This window comes from Paenibacillus sp. FSL F4-0087 (genome assembly GCF_038020215.1).
Classification (GTDB): domain Bacteria; phylum Bacillota; class Bacilli; order Paenibacillales; family Paenibacillaceae; genus Paenibacillus; species Paenibacillus taichungensis.
Genome location: NZ_JBBODJ010000001.1, coordinates 2,841,463 through 2,858,403, shown reverse-complemented (window position 1 = coordinate 2,858,403; position 16,941 = coordinate 2,841,463). Strand labels below are relative to the sequence as shown.

At 43.7% G+C, this 16,941-nt stretch carries 14 protein-coding genes and 1 pseudogene; 6 read left to right on the top strand and 9 right to left on the bottom strand.

Annotation, left to right across the window (positions count from 1 at the left end; genetic code table 11):
- Nucleotides 1-88: 88 nt before the first annotated feature.
- Nucleotides 89-622 carry a YceI family protein gene (locus MHB84_RS13385; RefSeq protein ID WP_076287212.1) on the bottom strand — a complete coding sequence of 178 codons (534 nt, stop codon included), beginning with the start codon at nt 620-622 and terminating at the stop codon, nt 89-91.
- A gap of 225 nt (nt 623-847) precedes the next feature.
- Here MHB84_RS13385 and MHB84_RS13380 point away from each other — a divergent pair, with 225 nt between their 5' ends.
- Nucleotides 848-1,570, top strand: a complete 723-nt coding sequence (locus MHB84_RS13380; protein ID WP_076287211.1) for a YheC/YheD family protein — start codon at nt 848-850, stop codon at nt 1,568-1,570.
- Nucleotides 1,571-1,656: 86 nt separating this feature from the next.
- Here MHB84_RS13380 and MHB84_RS13375 read toward each other — a convergent pair whose 3' ends face one another.
- From MHB84_RS13375 to MHB84_RS13360, 4 genes are all read right to left on the bottom strand, one after another.
- A complete protein-coding gene (locus tag MHB84_RS13375) occupies nt 1,657-1,995 on the bottom strand; it encodes a hypothetical protein (RefSeq protein ID WP_076287210.1) in 339 nt (112 codons plus the stop codon).
- A 200-nt stretch (nt 1,996-2,195) separates the two neighbouring features.
- Complete coding sequence (locus MHB84_RS13370; protein WP_076287209.1) at nt 2,196-4,319, bottom strand: 5'-nucleotidase C-terminal domain-containing protein; 2,124 nt, start codon at nt 4,317-4,319, stop codon at nt 2,196-2,198.
- Between the two features lie 184 nt (nt 4,320-4,503).
- Complete coding sequence (locus MHB84_RS13365; protein WP_076287208.1) at nt 4,504-5,766, bottom strand: polysaccharide deacetylase family protein; 1,263 nt, start codon at nt 5,764-5,766, stop codon at nt 4,504-4,506.
- Nucleotides 5,767-5,799: 33 nt separating this feature from the next.
- A complete protein-coding gene (locus MHB84_RS13360) occupies nt 5,800-6,459 on the bottom strand; it encodes a hypothetical protein (protein ID WP_246317866.1) in 660 nt (219 codons plus the stop codon).
- 396 nt (nt 6,460-6,855) lie between these two features.
- Here MHB84_RS13360 and MHB84_RS13355 point away from each other — a divergent pair, with 396 nt between their 5' ends.
- The gene (locus MHB84_RS13355; protein WP_076287206.1) at nt 6,856-7,851 is read left to right on the top strand and encodes a YndJ family transporter; all 996 of its coding nucleotides are present in this window, start codon (nt 6,856-6,858) and stop codon (nt 7,849-7,851) included.
- Nucleotides 7,852-8,005: 154 nt separating this feature from the next.
- Nucleotides 8,006-8,455: a HEAT repeat domain-containing protein gene (locus MHB84_RS13350; RefSeq protein ID WP_076287205.1), complete on the top strand. Its 450-nt coding sequence runs from the start codon at nt 8,006-8,008 to the stop codon at nt 8,453-8,455.
- A 761-nt stretch (nt 8,456-9,216) separates the two neighbouring features.
- On the opposite strand, the pseudogene MHB84_RS31390 reads toward MHB84_RS13350, so the two are convergent.
- A pseudogene (locus MHB84_RS31390) lies at nt 9,217-9,345 on the bottom strand (ATP-binding cassette domain-containing protein); the annotation flags it as partial.
- A 180-nt stretch (nt 9,346-9,525) separates the two neighbouring features.
- Here MHB84_RS31390 and MHB84_RS13345 point away from each other — a divergent pair.
- The gene (locus tag MHB84_RS13345; RefSeq protein WP_341143043.1) at nt 9,526-10,626 is read left to right on the top strand and encodes an NAD-dependent epimerase/dehydratase family protein; all 1,101 of its coding nucleotides are present in this window, start codon (nt 9,526-9,528) and stop codon (nt 10,624-10,626) included.
- A 126-nt stretch (nt 10,627-10,752) separates the two neighbouring features.
- Here MHB84_RS13345 and MHB84_RS13340 read toward each other — a convergent pair whose 3' ends face one another.
- Nucleotides 10,753-11,283 (bottom strand): DedA family protein, encoded by a 531-nt coding sequence (locus MHB84_RS13340; RefSeq protein WP_076287203.1) that lies wholly within the window; start codon nt 11,281-11,283, stop codon nt 10,753-10,755.
- Nucleotides 11,284-11,555: 272 nt separating this feature from the next.
- On the opposite strand from MHB84_RS13340, the gene MHB84_RS13335 reads away from it, so the two are divergent.
- Nucleotides 11,556-13,607: a serine hydrolase gene (locus MHB84_RS13335; protein ID WP_076287683.1), complete on the top strand. Its 2,052-nt coding sequence runs from the start codon at nt 11,556-11,558 to the stop codon at nt 13,605-13,607.
- Between the two features lie 126 nt (nt 13,608-13,733).
- On the opposite strand, the gene MHB84_RS13330 is transcribed toward MHB84_RS13335, so the two are convergent.
- Nucleotides 13,734-15,536 carry a helix-turn-helix transcriptional regulator gene (locus tag MHB84_RS13330; RefSeq protein ID WP_175380704.1) on the bottom strand — a complete coding sequence of 601 codons (1,803 nt, stop codon included), beginning with the start codon at nt 15,534-15,536 and terminating at the stop codon, nt 13,734-13,736.
- Nucleotides 15,537-15,647: 111 nt separating this feature from the next.
- Nucleotides 15,648-16,238 (bottom strand): sensor domain-containing protein, encoded by a 591-nt coding sequence (locus MHB84_RS13325; protein ID WP_076287202.1) that lies wholly within the window; start codon nt 16,236-16,238, stop codon nt 15,648-15,650.
- Between the two features lie 173 nt (nt 16,239-16,411).
- Between MHB84_RS13325 and MHB84_RS13320 the strand changes: the two genes are divergently transcribed.
- On the top strand, nt 16,412-16,798 hold the full coding sequence (locus MHB84_RS13320; RefSeq protein ID WP_083678755.1) for an aldo/keto reductase: 387 nt from the start codon (nt 16,412-16,414) through the stop codon (nt 16,796-16,798).
- Nucleotides 16,799-16,941 lie beyond the last annotated feature (143 nt).

Sequence of the window (16,941 nt, the reverse complement as noted above, 5' to 3'; positions counted from 1 at the left end):
AAAAATACTAGAAATAGGACTGTGGTATACACAACGAAAAACTCGCCATAATTATGGCGAGTGCATGTTCAGATATCATGTAACAATGCTATTCTATTCGTATTGCTTCGATATAAAGCTCGATGTTTACTTCATTTCCGACGACAATTCCACCCGTTTCTAGAGGCGAGTTAAAGCTCAAACCAAATTCATTACGATCGATACTGGCAGTCGAATGAAACCCCACACGTTCCCTGCCTCGAGGGTCTTTATTAAACCCTTCAAAAACGGTATGAAAAGTGATAGGTTTTGATACTCCATGCAGCGTTAGATTGCCTGCAAGTTCATATTGCCGCTCGCCAGCAAGAACGCAGTTGGTGCTTTGAAACGTAATCGCTGGATACTTGGCAGTATGAAAGAATTCTTCGCTCTTAAGATGTTCATCGCGTTGCCGCTGGCGAGTTGTGATACTATTTGTGTCGATGGAAGCCTGAATCCCCATAGTTGCTACATCATTGGGGTCAAAACTTAAAACCGCTTCGAACTGCTCGAATACACCTTTGATTTTATTAATCATTAAATGCGTCACCGAAAACTCAACAGAGCTGTGGTCCGGATCCAATTCCCATTTGACATTGCTCATAAATAAATTCCACCTCTATAATCATATGATGAGAAAGGTCGCCCCTTCTCCAAAGCACTGCGCTATTCGCATGTTCTTAATATACAAAAGGGCTACTGACAACGTAATGTCAGTAGCTTTTTCGCGTTCTAGCTTTTCTTATAAATATAGACGAATGTCCGCTTATGCTGGTCACTGATTTGAATTAGAATTACCGTAGAAGTCTGGAAAAAGGCTGTGATTCCAATGTTAATCAAAAGAGATAAATGGCTGCAGTATCGCATCCTCCGCAATGCGTCCTCTCTCGCCGGACGGTTACCTGAAACACAGTTACTTAAAAAGGACACTTTAACGAAAATGCTGCTTCAATATCAAAGCGTCGTACTGAAACCTCGTAACGGAAGTTATGGAAGAGATATTATTTTTATCAAACGGAACAGTGTAAGAACCTATCATATTCAAAATGAAAATAATGTGGTCATCATGAGAGACACCAACAAGGTACTTCAATGGCTCCACAAAAGAAACAAAAGTCATGGATACATTGCCCAAAAACGTCTGTATCTTGCCCAAATTGGGCACAAACCGTTCGACATTCGAATCATTGTTCAGCGCAAAAAAGGCTCTTCAGCCACTTGGAACGTTACCGGCTCCTACGCTAAAGTTGCGGCGCAGGGGTATCTGGTCACGAATGTGACTAGCCGCACCATTCCAGTGCTGGAGGCTCTCAAATTAGCTCGAATCGAAGATCCGAGCTTGCTTGTCAAAGCGGAACACATTGCACTATCAGCTGCCAAACGACTGGGAGAGCGTTACCCTAAGCTTAGACAAGTCGGGTTCGATATAGGTATCGACAGGAAACGTCGAATTTGGATTATTGAAGGTAATTATAAACCGGACCTACGGCCTTTCCAGCTTTTGAAAGATTCCTCAATGCATCGCAAAATATTATGGTACAAGAAACATTAAAGCAAAAAAAAGAGACGACCGGCCTTTTTCTACGGCCAGTCGTCTTTTTAGGCTAAGTTTGATGCTTATGATGATCGCTTCAGTTATTACTTGCGGCGTCTCGTGGCACTAGTAACACGTGTCACTTGGAACTTATTAACCCCTACCTGTATAATGGCAAACTGGCTGTAAGAAGTACCGGAAGAAGTATACGGCTCGGCTTCAATATTCCCACTTGGCGTTCTAACCGTTGCGGTGATTCTAGTCAACAAACAAGCCCCACGACTGGAAGCTCTCCAAGTCTCGTCACGCAGAACACTATAGTTGTCGTCACTACAAAAGATGGATGCATATTCAACTTTTCCAGACGCATTAAACGAAGTAGAGTTATAGATCTGAACAGGGTCATAACCACCTCTTGGTCCTCCAGGTCTTCTATTTCCCATTATCAAAACCTCCTTATTATTGATAGTTTTATTAAATGCACTTCAAATGTTTTGGTAAGGTATAAATGTGGACAAGGAACAAAAAGTGCGTTTGTCCGGTGGTTGCAAGGACAGGGCATCTCATCGTGATGTATCTCAAAACAAAAAGAACCACCTGTGTTGTTACACAGGTGGTTCAAGAATGATAGATTCTTTTTAAATTATGAAGCTTTTGCTGCAACAGCTTTTTGAATTAAAGCTTTTGCATCGTTAGTAGAAAGACCTTGTTTAGGTTGAAGCAGATTTTTCTCTGCTGCACTAAGAATACCTTTGTCAATCAGTTTTGCCATAGATTTCACCGCATAGGTAGAAACGGTTTTGCCATCTTCAAAACCTGCAATGATCGTAGCCGCATTTTTGTCAGAAGCTTGATCTTTCACCAATTTAGCAAGAATGGTAGCTGCTTCTTCACGAGTGATATCACGATCAGGATTGAAGTTACCACCGTAGCCTTGAATGAATCCAGCGTGAGTCGCTTCAGCGATTGCATCTGCATATGAAGCGTTAGCAGCAACATCCTTGAATGCAGGTGCTGCAGCTACTTCGTTCAGTTTCAACAGGTCTACTAGAGCACTAACAAATTCAGCACGGGAAATAAATTCTGTTGTTGCAGGTGTTTCTGTTTCTTCTTTAGATGCAGCTAGATTCGTGATACGTCCTTCCGTTTTAGCCACAATGTCAGCGCCTTTATACGTATCTACAATGTACTGGTAGAATACATCCAGATCGATAGGACCAGCCAAGGATGATTTAGCATCTACTAACACTTTATAGTTATCTCCACCTGCAGCCATAAAGTTGTTAACTACAGCTGTATATGTTTTTGCAGGATCAATAGGTGTGCCATCTTCCAGACTAAGGCTAGTAACACGTTCTGCAACTGGCTTGTTGAAGTCTGCAGTATATTTCAAACCAGAGATTTGTAGAGTTTTTGTGTTTGGTGTACCGTCAGCGTTGGTACCCCATTGTTGCTGCAACAACGTTTTAATTTGTTCTCCAGTCAACTCCAGTTTCACTAGAGTATTGCCAAAAGGTTGGATTTTAGCAAGATCAGCAAAGGTCACATCGCCTTTTGGCAAATCCGCACGAATACCACCTGGATTCATAAATGCAAAGTCAGCAGCACTTGCCTTATCCCCAAAGTCTGCTTCACGCATTGAATCTGCAATGAGGTTGCCCAGAGCGGCTTCATTATTATAAGCATCTGTGCGGGTAACAGAACCATCCGTTGTACCAACTGGCTTAGTCAACTCAGGATGCTTGTCTAATGATTTTTTAATAATAGCCAACGTTTCAGGGTCTTCTTTTACACCCTCTTGGAAAGTCGTTGTAACGGTAGCTGATTTCTCCGTTACATCCCCAGTAGCAGGGTCAATCATCAATTTAATATCTTCAAATGCCGTACCATAAGAGAACGCTTGAACGATCAATTTTCCATTCACTTCACCGTTAGCCAAGGCATGATTGTCACCTGCGACGATAACGTCAACAGGGGAATCTGCTGGCAAAGCTTTTGCTAAATCAGCCGCTTCTCCAGTGGTTACGCCTTCTTTGGTTGTTGCTGGATCATGTGCCAAAACGATGATCGTTTCTACACCTTGATCTTGCAATTCTTTTGCATATTTATTAACGGCTTCAACTTCTTCTTCTGCGCTTAAGAAACGCACACCAGCTGTCCCAGATGGGGATACTTTGGCAGGTGTGGATTTCGTCACTAATCCGATGAATCCGATTTTGACTCCGCCTACTTCTTTAATAACATACGGCTTAATCAATGTTTTGCCAGTGGCAGTTTCAATGACGTTTGCATTGACGTAATCAAATTTTGCACCAGCATGAGTTACTTTGCCTTCTTTTGGATCAAGGCCACCAAAGATTTGTGCCTTCAAGGCAGCGATACCTTGGTCGAATTCATGATTGCCTAGAGAACCTACATCAAAGCCCATCATATTCATCCATTCCATGGTAGGCTCGTCACGATCGAGAGATGAGACTGGAGCAGATGCACCGACAGAGTCTCCATTATGGAAGAGTAGGGAATGTTCATATTTTGCTTGAGCTTCTTTTAAGTAGGTTGCTAGAATTGGAGCCGTTCCTGCCTTTTTATCACTAACGATCGATGTGGTATCTAACTGACCATGGAAGTCATTGATACCAATCAAGTGTACTTCTACATCTTTGCCTGCGGCAGAGACAGAACCCGCTGCGCCCAATAGTTGGGTGAGTAGTAGTGCAGCAGTTGCCACACGAATTGTGCTTTGGCCCAGAACTTTTTTCCAATACATGAATTAACAAAACCCCTCTCCAATTATAGATCCTGAAATATTTTACCATAGTTCAATTCATAAAAGTCGTAGAATATATTAAATGGATGTAAAAAATTTAAAGATTGATAGAGAAAGGACATACCTGTATCTGGATTTTAACCAAAGTTAGTTCTTGGGGTTTCAATCTGCTCTGAGGTCTATTTTATTTGAAGATGACGAATTTTAAATTTTTTTCTTTTAAGTGTTTAAGAATAGCCGGAAGTGCTTCTAATGTGTTTTTGTTCTCATGCAGCACATATACTCCGCCAGCAGCTTCGACCTGATGAAAGTATCGAATAATATCCTCTGGCTTCTTCGCATTCCAGTCCTCTGGATCTCGATTCCACAGAAGGGTCTTCATATTCAACTTCTTAACCTCGGAGACAAGTTTGTTGTTAACCGCACCGTATGGTGGACGGAACAAAGTAACCTTTTTATGCGTCAATGATTCCAGAACGCTGTTTGTCTTCGACAAGCTCTCGCTCTGATCCTGTGGGGTGTCCTTCGGAAGAAAACTGTGATCCCAGGAATGATTCCCAATCGCCATTCCATGTTCACTCGCATAGATAACAGCATCTTGATTGCGTTCCACCTTCTGCCCTACAAACAGGAATGTTGCCGCTACCTTCTGTTCTGTCAGAATGTCCACAAACTGCTTCGTGAGTGTGGAAGGTCCATCATCAAAGGTTAAAGCCACATATTCCTTCGGTAAACCAAAGAAAGACTCCTCTTTATCAATGTCGATGACTTCAAAGGATTCGTGATTACTGTCAGGCTGATCGGATACGTATGATAGGACGATAGGATTTGTTCTGGCAGCCGTAACTGAAGTTTCCGTTTTGTATGGTTCACTTATAGCTGTAAGCACCATCGGCGCTTCAAAATCATCGTCTTTTTCCCCAGCCATCGCCACCCCGACTGATCCGCTAAACGTATTTGCAGAATCGTCATTCCCCTTCGAAGTGATAGATAGAACAATCAGAAAGCCGATAGTTACCAGGGACAGAATCAAAATTTTGGGCATGTGTGCAGACAATTGCCGCAGGAGTTGTGTCCGTTGCTGAGCGGGTTCCGCTACTCTGTCTTCCACTGGAACGGGCGGAAGGTTCCTGATCCGCTTAATTTCATTTATGTATGCTTCGCTGCATGCAAAATACTGCACATCCCGGGAAACTTCTGTAGTTCTAATTATGGAACTATAAAAGGTATTTCGGTATGGATCCCACTTGGAATAGGGAGAGAGTCTGATCCTGTCTCCATTTAGTGGCTTCAACATTTCAAGCCCAATATATGTAAACTCGTCAATATTAATTTCGTATATAGCTTGCCTATCCTCTTGGGACACTGCGACCGTGATTTGATTTACACCATCCGAGGTCTTCCCAAGCGATAACAGCTCCATTACCTGCGTAATGTATGTCTCCATACCATTCGTCCTCTCTTCCGATCAGCAATGACTTTAATCGATTGGAGATTCCTCGGTTGTTCCTGCGTTCGATGCAAACGGAGATGTCAATCTGTTAGTAAAGTCATTTACAACATTAAGCAAATGCGTTTTCTCCTGGCGAAGAGCATCGAATTTCTGTTTCATTTGAGTGAGCTCGGATTCATATCTTACATTCTTCTCCTCAAGCTCGCTGATTCTCTTATTCTTATCGGTAATCATCTCATTGTGCTTCTGAAGCAGGCCGGCATAATTCTGGCGTTCAAGCTCAATTACACCTTTAAGCTCCTCATTTTGACCAGACATAGTGGATTGAAGCTCCCGAAAGTCTTCCATTATTTGATCGACCTTCAGATTCTTATCGGCCAGCTTTCGCTCCAGCTCCAAAATGCTCTTCTCGCGTTCCTCAATGACCTTGCCCAAGTTCTTTAGGTCTCTGTTCAAACGATCGTTTTGTCCGTTCGAATGGTTTAATCGATCCTGCAAATCATTATGACTCATTTCGACATGCTGCTTGTCCTTAATCATCTGCTCTACGGCGAATACCAGATCAAGCGAGCTCTTATCCATAAGACCCTTATTGATTAAAACAGAACTTGAGGGCTCTTCCTTCACCTCGGAAGGAGTCAAATTTAGCGACACTTCCTCTTGTGGCTCGTCCAAGTCCCTCCTCATGTCAAGGTCCTCTCTCGATTGCTGCTGCTCAAGTCTACTCTTCTTCTTTTGGAATGGTGAAAACATATATTAAATCACCTTTTCTAGGATAATGTTGATAAATGTCGATTTATGGCATATAACCGCATATTTATTATCGGAAATTTACCTTTATTTTTTAATATATTCGATAAATAAACATCAGAACGCAGAAAAAAGAGACGCGGACATCACTCCAGCGTCTCTTAGGGCTATTTTTCATGACTCCATCAACCGCAGTAAGATAAGCTTATTTTTATATATTGACAAATTAATGTGTTAGACTACTAAAAGAAGAATTGCCCATCTATACTAAAGAACGCTGCACAACTGGATGCAGGCAGTTATTACGATAAACGTAGTTAGAAAGGAAACCCCATGAATCGTTCCCTGAAGCAACTAATAAAATCATTATTAGCACCAGCGTTCCCCGGTGGAATCATAACCATTCTGATATTTTATCTTGATTACTTTCAATTCGAACTTGTTGAAAAGTTTCTACTTTTTGCGGCATTCGTCATTGTACCTCTTGTGATTTTACTTTTGAACCATGACGAAAAGAATAAACATCAACGAATGGTTTATGCTGCTATGAAATGGCTCCAGTTTCCCGCTGCGCTTCTTACCCTAGCCTCGGTAATGAGTAGTAAGATGTGGGGGTTAGAAAGTACGACAATCCCAGGGATTCTGTCCCTTGGGTGGCTACTGTTCACACTGCTGCTTGGCATCTATGGCTTGACCACTATTGTGATCGCTAAAGGAAAAGCAGCGGAAATAGCGATTGGAGCGGGGCTCGTTTATTTTTTTATCGGAGGCATTTGGTTTACCTTATATCAATATCATTTGAACCTCTTCCAAGCTAATCCTGCAACGCACGCATTAAGCTCAGTTCACTTTCATTTCTCATCTGCTATCGTTCCAATTTTTATTGGTGAACTTGGACGCATCATGACGAAGAAAAGCTGGTATCCCTGGGTCGTTGCCATCGATATCATCGGACCCATCTTGATTGCTATTGGTATGATTTTCTCCAAGCCAATTGAATACATTGGTGTCACTTTGTTCGCCTGTAATATTGTGATTTACACCGCTTATCTCCTTGCTTACTTGAGGAAAAACGCTTTGGATAATAAGGCGACCTTCTTTTTAGGCCTATCTTGTCTAGCCTTTTACACGGTTGTTGTGCTTTCCATTTTATATCCGCTACTAAAAAAGATATTTTTCTTAACCATACTTGATTTCATTCCCGTTTACGGATCTCTGCATGCATTTGGTTTTGTTTTATGTGGACTGATTGGTTGGGTGTACACGGTAGACTTCATTAAGAGAAAAAAGATGGTCAAGGAGAATAGATCGGTTGATACATATATATGAGTGATTACATACAAAAACATGAATTGGTGAATGTGATGTATAGGCTGTCAATCGGCTTCATAGGAGTAGTTTAGTCAGGTTCGTGCTATAATAGTGTTCACATAAATAACATTCATCATTCTGCCGAGATGGCGATGATTAAGGAGATTGAATTTTGACGAACAACCATGATATTGGAGCAGTTAACGAACTACCGGAAAACTTTGAAGAGCTCAAACGAGCGGCTAATCGGACGAGCTGGAGAGACAGACTAAATGCGGTGAACGAATTGGGGAACTGGGATACAGCCCCTACCATTAAGTTACTGCAGCATGTTTTGACAAATGATCAGGTGTTCCAGGTGCGTGAAGCTGCATATTTCAAGCTGAAGCAGTTGGATGAAGATGTTCAAATGCCTGCCAAAAACAAAGGTGAGCTGTTTAAAGGTCTTAACAAAATTTTGCTACGGATTAAAAAAAGCCTTCCTGAAGGTCACACATTTGAGCAATTTAAGGAAAAACTGCAAAAGACACGCCTGGATATTTATGATACTTACGAGGGCGACAAAGATACTGAGTTCGATTCCTGGCTCCATGGAATATGGGAGACACTAGGTAGAAAATAGCCGCCGTTCAAGCTACAATGTAGTCTTTGCACAGTCTCCATACGGCTGATTTAACACTCGACCCTTTGCTTTATCACGATCGCTATTATACCGTTTACCGTATAATAGCTGAGTACAAAGCCACTCCAGAAAAATGGAGTGGCTTCTTTATTTTTTATTAATTAGATTGTCACCAGATTTTATCTCACTCTTTAGCACTTTGAAGTATGAATGCATTTAATCGTTCCGACACGAATATCTTGTACTGCAAAATCATCGATCGTTGCCAACGTTTTTCCTCCTCCATTGCGTTTTACTGCTCTAGGCGGAACGGCTGCAGGAGTCGAATCCCTTCCTCAATGGATCCCTCCATCAGTTCTAAGAACTGGGGCACCAGTTCCTGCATCCGGGGGGCGCTCAGGTTCCGATCGAGGGCATCCCGGTTTTCCCAGCGCTCGTAGATGATGAATGTGCCTAGCAAGAGAGGCCTTGGAGGATCATCCGTAACATAAATCTGAAACTAAAGGTCTCATAGGATCCCATCAAGGCTATTTTTCGCCGTCACTTATGGTACGGTTCAGTTTAACGGGCCTATCGGCGAAAAGGGCTAGAAAAACAACCATCGACGATATTGAAAGTCGGCGACTATCACACCTGCGCTAAATCATGAGAATTGCCAAAAACCTGCTACTAGATCTTGTATCTCATCAGTCCCTAATTTGGCGAAAATATAGAGAGACCCAAAACCAAAAGGATAACTGTAATCATCTTGAAGCATGGTTTTCCATCAGTATATCAATCAGTGTACTTTTACCACTGCCACTTGTTCCTATAAAAGCGCAATGTTGTGCCTCTTCAAACGTGAATGAAATGTTTTTATATAGCTTATTATTAGATGTATTGATGAACATAGGTTTTGAGTTTACCGTTGTTAGAGTAACATTGTTTACAAACAACTTCAATCGATGTGTATCCCTTACCCTCACTTGGAAATATTAATATTTCCTTTAATTCTATTGCTTATATCCTAAGCTCACTTTATATAAAAAATACAATTTGACTTAAAGTCCACTTTAACACTTATCATTATATTGAAGAAATACAGCCTCAATGCTCAGGAGATATTATTATCATTCAATGTTGTTGAGAGGGGATACGTAAAAATGGAGCTAAACGATAAGATTGTTATTATTGGGGTAACAGGTTATATTGGCGCATGGGTTGCCAAAAAGTTAACAGATATAGGTTATACGCAGATTGTCGGAACGTACCGAAATGAAGCAAAAGCGGGGCAGCTTCAAACGATGCTACCAAACGTAAAATTTTACAAAGCAAACCTAGGTGAAACAGAAAATTGGCATGAAGTATTAAGTGAAGCAAAGTGGATTTTTAATCAGGGGAGTGCCTCCAGTCCCGACGACAAAACATTTAAAGATAGGGGCCGCACGAAAGAAAAAGGAATCCGCATGCTCTTGCAAATGGCTGCCCAATCAGGCACTGTTAAAAAGATCGTGCACACCACTGCAGAGTCAACTATTGCTTATGGCAACGATGATCCGTCAAAAACGACGTTTACAGAGGATGACTGGACCAATGAAGACAGGGAAGGCTTATTCGACCACAATATGGTATCGAAGACGATGGAAGAAAGAGCAGCCTGGTCATTTATCCGCTCCGATGAAAATACAACAAATATAATCATGACAACGATCCATCCTACGCATGTCATGGGACCAAGCTTTGCGCCTTGGCACAATGATATGATCTATGCCATGCTTCGCGGCGATAGAGCTATGGCAGATTCGCAATTGTATGGGGTTGATGTGCGCGATGCCGCGGCAATGAATATTGCTTTGATGAAATCGACTGAAGCGAATGGAACGCGTCATTTCGCCTCTGCTTTTAAATCAACATACTCTACCCTCTTAAATTTGATTAAAGAACAATTTACAGATGAACAGATTAAAGCCGTGTTAGGTCATACTGCTCGAATTATCCCTGGAGATGAAGCGGCGGATATATTGAGCCATTGTCATTCAACGTCATACTATCAAGATATGGTACCTCGTATGTTAAACCGCATAGAGTACAAGACTAACTATCCTGACGTGTACGCGTATCAGTATACAGAACCCAATACTACAGTCATAGAAGCCATGGAAAAAATGTTGAAGGATAAAAACAAAGGATAACATATTAACGCAAATAAAAGTGTAGCCTCCCTATTGCGGGAGGCTACACTTTTATTGTTCATCTTTCTGGAAAATACTCACATACATCACTCAATATAGCGCTGTACTTCCTTTCGCCCTCTATTCTCAAGAGGAAAACAATCCAAAAATAGAAGCATAATAATCCGAAAAATCAATATATCTCCCTAGAAAATAACCAATTGTAATAAAAATCGAACACCAGCACAAGGCTCCGAGGCCCGAGTAGAGTATATATTTCCGTGGGCTCATAGCACTCATCCCTGCAAGATAACAAGTCAGATGACGGAACCCTGGTATATAGTAACCAATGCATATCGCCCAGGGGCCGTAACGCTGAAACCAATTCTCTGTTTTCTCTAACCTTTTGGTCGTGAGCCTGACCCATTTTCCATACTTCCACAGCAACGGCTTGCCGAACTTCCGCCCAAGGGAGTAACTGCACAGCATACCAGTCATAGCCCCGATTACGCTGATCACAAGGGATATCGGAAAATAAAGCAGCCCAATTGAAGAAAGATAGCCAACAATTGTCATGAGAACCTCATCAGGCACAGGCAAACCAATAATGCCAAGCGCAAGGCATAAGAAGATGCCAATATAACCGTACTGGATAACAATATCTTGTAAGAAAGCCATGATGTTCACACTCCAGTTCTAATGGCTTTGGGCAAGGAAGACTGTCTTCGTCTCCTGAATGTTTCATCGCCCTTCCTGGTATCCTACTGCCTCCCTTGTAAATAAACCTAGTGCCGAATTGTCACATGACGCTTTCTAAATAGCTGGAATGTCATAGATGACGAAATGCAACTTGTTGGTGTGACAACTCCTTTGCGATACTGGGCTCAGCCGATGGTTAAAAGGCAAATCCAATGGTTAAGGAGATATCATTTATGAAGAATACGAAGAATATGAGGAACACGAAGAAATGGATTCGCAAGAATCGCGCAGTTCTACTATTAACTGTTCTGGTGTTAACGGGTACAGTCATTAACGCTTGTACGCAAGTAGGGAACGCATCCAATGCCCCGCAGACTCACCCGCCAGTTACATCTGAGGTTACCAGCCTGAAGGCGCCGCAGGATGCCAAACAACTAGAGGGACCGCGGGATACCAAGGAACTGGAGACCTTTGCAGATGGCATTTTTGCGGATGCGATGAAAAAGTATAATACGGTTGGTTCTAATTTCGCGGTCGTTTCGAATGGTAAAGTGCTATTAAGCAAGGGGTACGGTTATGCCGACAGGGAAAATAAAATTCCGGTAGACAGCAGCACCGTTTTCCAAATTGGTTCTGTAACGAAGCAGTTCACGGCATTGGCAGCGATGCAGCTGGTCGATAAGGGAAAAATTGATTTGCATCACGATATCCAGGAATACCTGGGAGGGATGAAGGTACCGAATAAGACAGGCAAAAAACTAACGATGTACGATCTGCTTACGTATACCAGCGGCTTTGACAAACCGGATATTCTCTCGGGATCGAAGCCGGAATATGTGAAGCAATTCTACCCGATGAAGGAGGCTCTTGAAGCGAATATGCCGACGATTGTCAGACCTCCGGGGGAAGCGTATACCTACGATAATTTTGGGTTCACACTGGCGGGGTATGCGGTAGGGCAAGTAGCCGGCACGTCATACGCCCAGTATATGGAGGACAATATTTTCAAGCCGCTGGGCATGAACTCGACGAATGTGCGGTTTAAACCCGAACTGCTCAGCAAAATGGCTGCCCATTATGATCCTAAAGGCAAGCTAATCCCCTTGGAGGGATTCATACCAACCGATCGGCCTAGCGGCGGCATGGTATCAAACGCAGATGACATGGTGAAGTACCTTATGATGCATCTGAACAAAGGAACGTATAAAGGCAAACAAATCTTAAGTGCCAAGAGCATTGACCAAATGCACACCTATCAGGTGTTCCCTGACAAAGACTACCCTGTCACAACCATCGGATTTGAAGGCTACTTCAAAGAGAAGATGAATGGTCAACATGTGGTTATCAAAGGGGGAAATGTGACCGGTCATTCGTCCTTAATTGTTCTTCTTCCAGAGAAAAATACAGCGTTCTACATGTCCTACAATAACGACTCCATGATGAGTCTCGACGTGTATGAGGAATTTATGAATCATTACTATCCGAGAAAAGAAGCGGCTCCAAAGCCATCCTATTCGGCAATCAGTGAGCAGCAGGCCAAGGACTACGTGGGATTGTACCAAAACACGCGTCTTGGATCCATGCGGACCCTCGTTTCCTATTCAAACGGAAAATTGGTTACGGAGACAGGAGATCTGGGCAAGAGTACGCTGAAAATGATCCATCCTTTACTCTTTGAGGATGAATCAGGCAATAAAGTAGCCTTTCAAAAAAATGGGGCAGGCAAAATCACCTATTTCTATTACATGGCACTTCCTCACTACGTGGGTTATGCACAAAAATTAAATATGAATGCGAAATTCACTGATGTACCGGCCGGCAGCAAGTATGCGTCTTATATTCAAAATCTCCATGCTTTAAAGATCATGGACGGAAAAACAGCTACCCGCTTCAATCCGAATGGAACGTTAACTCAGGGTGAGTTCTCGGCATTGCTGATACACGCCCATGGCTGGGAAAGCATGCCTGATACGATTGAACCCAACAAGAAGCAGATGTTGTCCGGAGTGCCTAATTATAATTCTAATTCTCCTATCACCAGAGAGATGGCGGCAGTGATGATCCAAAACCTGAGGCAAGCTGAGCCTGGATCCAAGAAGGTTACATTGCGTGGCGAAAGTGATGCCTGGGCAGTTAAAGCCATCACAACCCTTGTATCCCAAGGCATCATGGACCCGGATACTAAGATCAATCCGGACGGCTCGATCAACTTCCGTTCCAAGCAACTACTGAAGCGGCAGGAAGCGAGTGCCTTATTGGATCTGGCATTTGATTACTACACATTGCCAATTGCCAAACGGTAATGAACGTAAACCCTAATTCTGAATAAGTAAAAAACGGCCTTTAAAAAGCTAAATGGCGGATGCCGACATACGAAGCACAATCACTCCGTATGCCGGCATCCGCCACCATAATACATAACTCGGGGGTTATTCCAGAAGCCCGGCCTCCCTGGCTTTTTCCACCGCTTCCTCCCGGTTGCGGACCCCCAGCTTCATATAAGCTGATGATGCATAGTTTCGAACCGTACCATCGGATAAATATAATTTGGAAGCAATGCTTTTATATCGCAGCCCTTTGGACACGAACTGTAAAATTTCAAGCTCCCGCGGCGTTAACTCATAGGCCGATGACGCTTCTTTGACTAACGAAGGATCATCCCCGTTATTGTCCGCTTCCAGTTGGGCAAACAATTTGTGCGACATCCCCTGATCGATCAGCGTGCCCCTGCGGTAGACCGTGCGTATCGTTTCAGCCAGATCTAACGGCTGCATGGACTTCAACAAGTACCCGTCCACCCCGCTTCGCATCGCCTCTAGAGCCTGTTGGGTATCCTCGAACGTGGTGAGAATCAGAATGCGGATGTCGGGCCACAATTCTTTTATCTTACGGGATGCGGAGATTCCATCCATATTCGGCATTTCCAGATCCATAAGCACCAGCTGCGGCTGAACCTGCCTGCACAGCTCGATCGCTTGCTCGCCATCCTCTGCCGTCCCAACAACCTGCAAATCCTGCTGCTCCTCCAGCAGAGTTCGCAGGCTTTCACGAATAAAGGGCTGATCATCGACAACCAACAGACGGATGACTTCATCCTTAGGCTCCGTTTGTCTAGGCAGCGTACAGGTTACCAGAGTGCCTTCTCCCGGCTCCGTATAGACGGCCACATGGCCTTGCAAGTTCATCGCCCGCTCCTTCATGGCACTGAGGCCGAAGCCCTCTCTCACATGCTCTATCCCGCGGCCGTTATCTTGGATTTCCAGTCTCGTCTGCTGGGGCTCGAATTGCACGGACACCTTAATCTCTGTCGAGTTCCCATGACGTACAGCATTCGTCAACGACTCTTGCAGGCAGCGATAGAGTGCTGTCTTCGCTTGCTTCGTTACAGGGTATTCCTCCCCGTAGGCATGGAAACGAACCGTCACGTTGGCATGCTCCTGAAACTCCTCCGCCAGCTTCCTCAAAGACTGAAGCAGCGGGAGCGCCTCATGCGGCGATTCGATTTGATGCACGTAGCTTCTGACCTCCTCCATATTTTTGCGGCCCAGGTTCAATAGGGAGTTAAGCCTTTCTGTTCCTGTATCCGTTGTCAGCTCAGGACGCAACGTTTCCAATCCCATAATCAGCGAAGTGTAGGCATGGCCGACGGTATCGTGAAGCTCTTTGGACAGCCGGTTCCGCTCTTCGGCAAGCGTAATGCGCTCAATTTGGGACAGATACTGCTCCAGCACTCCATTTTGGTCGCGGATAATTTCGCCTTGGCGAGAATTGAGCGCAAGTAAATGGAAGGAAAATCCAAAAATATACGCCAGCCCAATGTGAACGGCCATGACCCAGTATTCACTCTGCTCTGCAAGCAACTTGATTATGGCAGGCAGAAGCAATATGGATATAGGCCCTGACCAGAGATAACTCCTTTGCGAACTGTGGGCAGCAATTAAAAAGGCATACAGCAGGAATGAGAAGTAGGCTTGTGGAAAAAATGAAGCCAGATATAAGCACAACCCGCCCGAGATCACGATTTCAGTAAACAGGTAGTATTTAAAATCGAGCTGCAAGCAAAGCCATGGAACAGAAAAAGCAATCAACTGCCACAGCACAAGAACCACAATCGGCAGCGTGAAATATTGCTCTAGCCCTATGGTCGTAAACATGAGAGAAATGCTGCATATCAGACGAATTATGAACATGAGCCAGTCGTACCAGTACCATTGCTTGACCATATCAAACAAAATCATCAACCCCTAAAGACTCTCAGTATGACATTACGTAACTAGTATTGAGTAAACTGCTATAGCCTAAACTACCATCCGACGACCTATGCAGCGAAGCCCGGCATACGTCTACCGGTTCACATGCTTGATCATCAGGACCGTGTAGCCGCCTATCAGGCGCGTCAAGCGGTCCGTAAGCCTGTAGCTCACCATCATCAATACGACCCCTGTAGCCGACACCATCATGGCTTTGGCAACCGTATCTACTGCCGGCATACCCATAAAGGAAAGGTCGATGAACCGATAGAGGAACGGAACCGCAATCAATATAAGCGGCGCCGCGTAGAGCAAGATCGCACTGATCAGACTAAATATCCCTATCGGAAATTTCAGCAGCAGCCAGCAAATTGCGATCCAGTTGCGTAGATTCAGCAGCTCCTTTTTCACTTGGAGCCAGTTGGACACATCGACATTCACGGTTTTAACGCAAGGCTCGGTGGTAATGTCCGTATAAATTTTGGTCTGTACTCGTTCAAATTGCAGGAAGGCGGTTGTCGTCCGCATAACGTGAGTCAGGAGAGGAACGCCCGCGACGGTAAACGAAAGGCTCACGCCCAATGTAAGAGCGACCAGATAAAAACTGAAGTAAAACAATCCTGTGACAAAAGTAAGCAGCAGGAAATAGCCATTTTGAACAAAGCTGACGACGGTTCTGGCCATCAAATAGTCCACATCCTTTCCAAGTAGTAGATGTATTCTATGGATCTTGATGTCATATCCGCCAGTGTCATAATGTCATGTGACATGAAATGAACGGAGCTGTTCAAATACCAAATTAGCTGCGACCAATTCAGTCACATCTTCATCCGGGTGTTTTTTTGCAATATGGTCTAATGCTCGAGGCCGAAAGTAGTTCATCTGGGGAGCTGTCCTGCTCGTTGCTGCATATAGAAGAAGAAATACTCCCCCTCTGCCGTGAACTTAATATTGCAGTTGTACACTATAGCCCCTTAGGGCGTGGGTTCTTAACTGGAAAGATCAAATCTGTTGATACACTCGTAGAAGATGATTACAGAGGGAATACACCACGATTCCAGGGAGACAATTTCACTTACAATCTTGCATTGGTTCAACGTTTAGAAGAATTAGCTAATGAGCTGCATATTAATCCTCCTCAGCTTGCTTTAGCATGGTTACTGTCTAACGGCGAAGACTTGGTTCCTATACCTGGGACAAAAAAGAGTTCTTACGTGGCAGAAAATATAGGAGCTAGACATTGAGCTACCTAAAGATGTTAAGGATTTTATAGATAAAACGATTCCAGTAGGCACGGCTGTTAGTGACCGCTATCCTGCAAATTCCATGACGTTACTAAATCAGTAAGCATGGTGGAGGTAGGGCGATTTCACTTACCCACCATAAC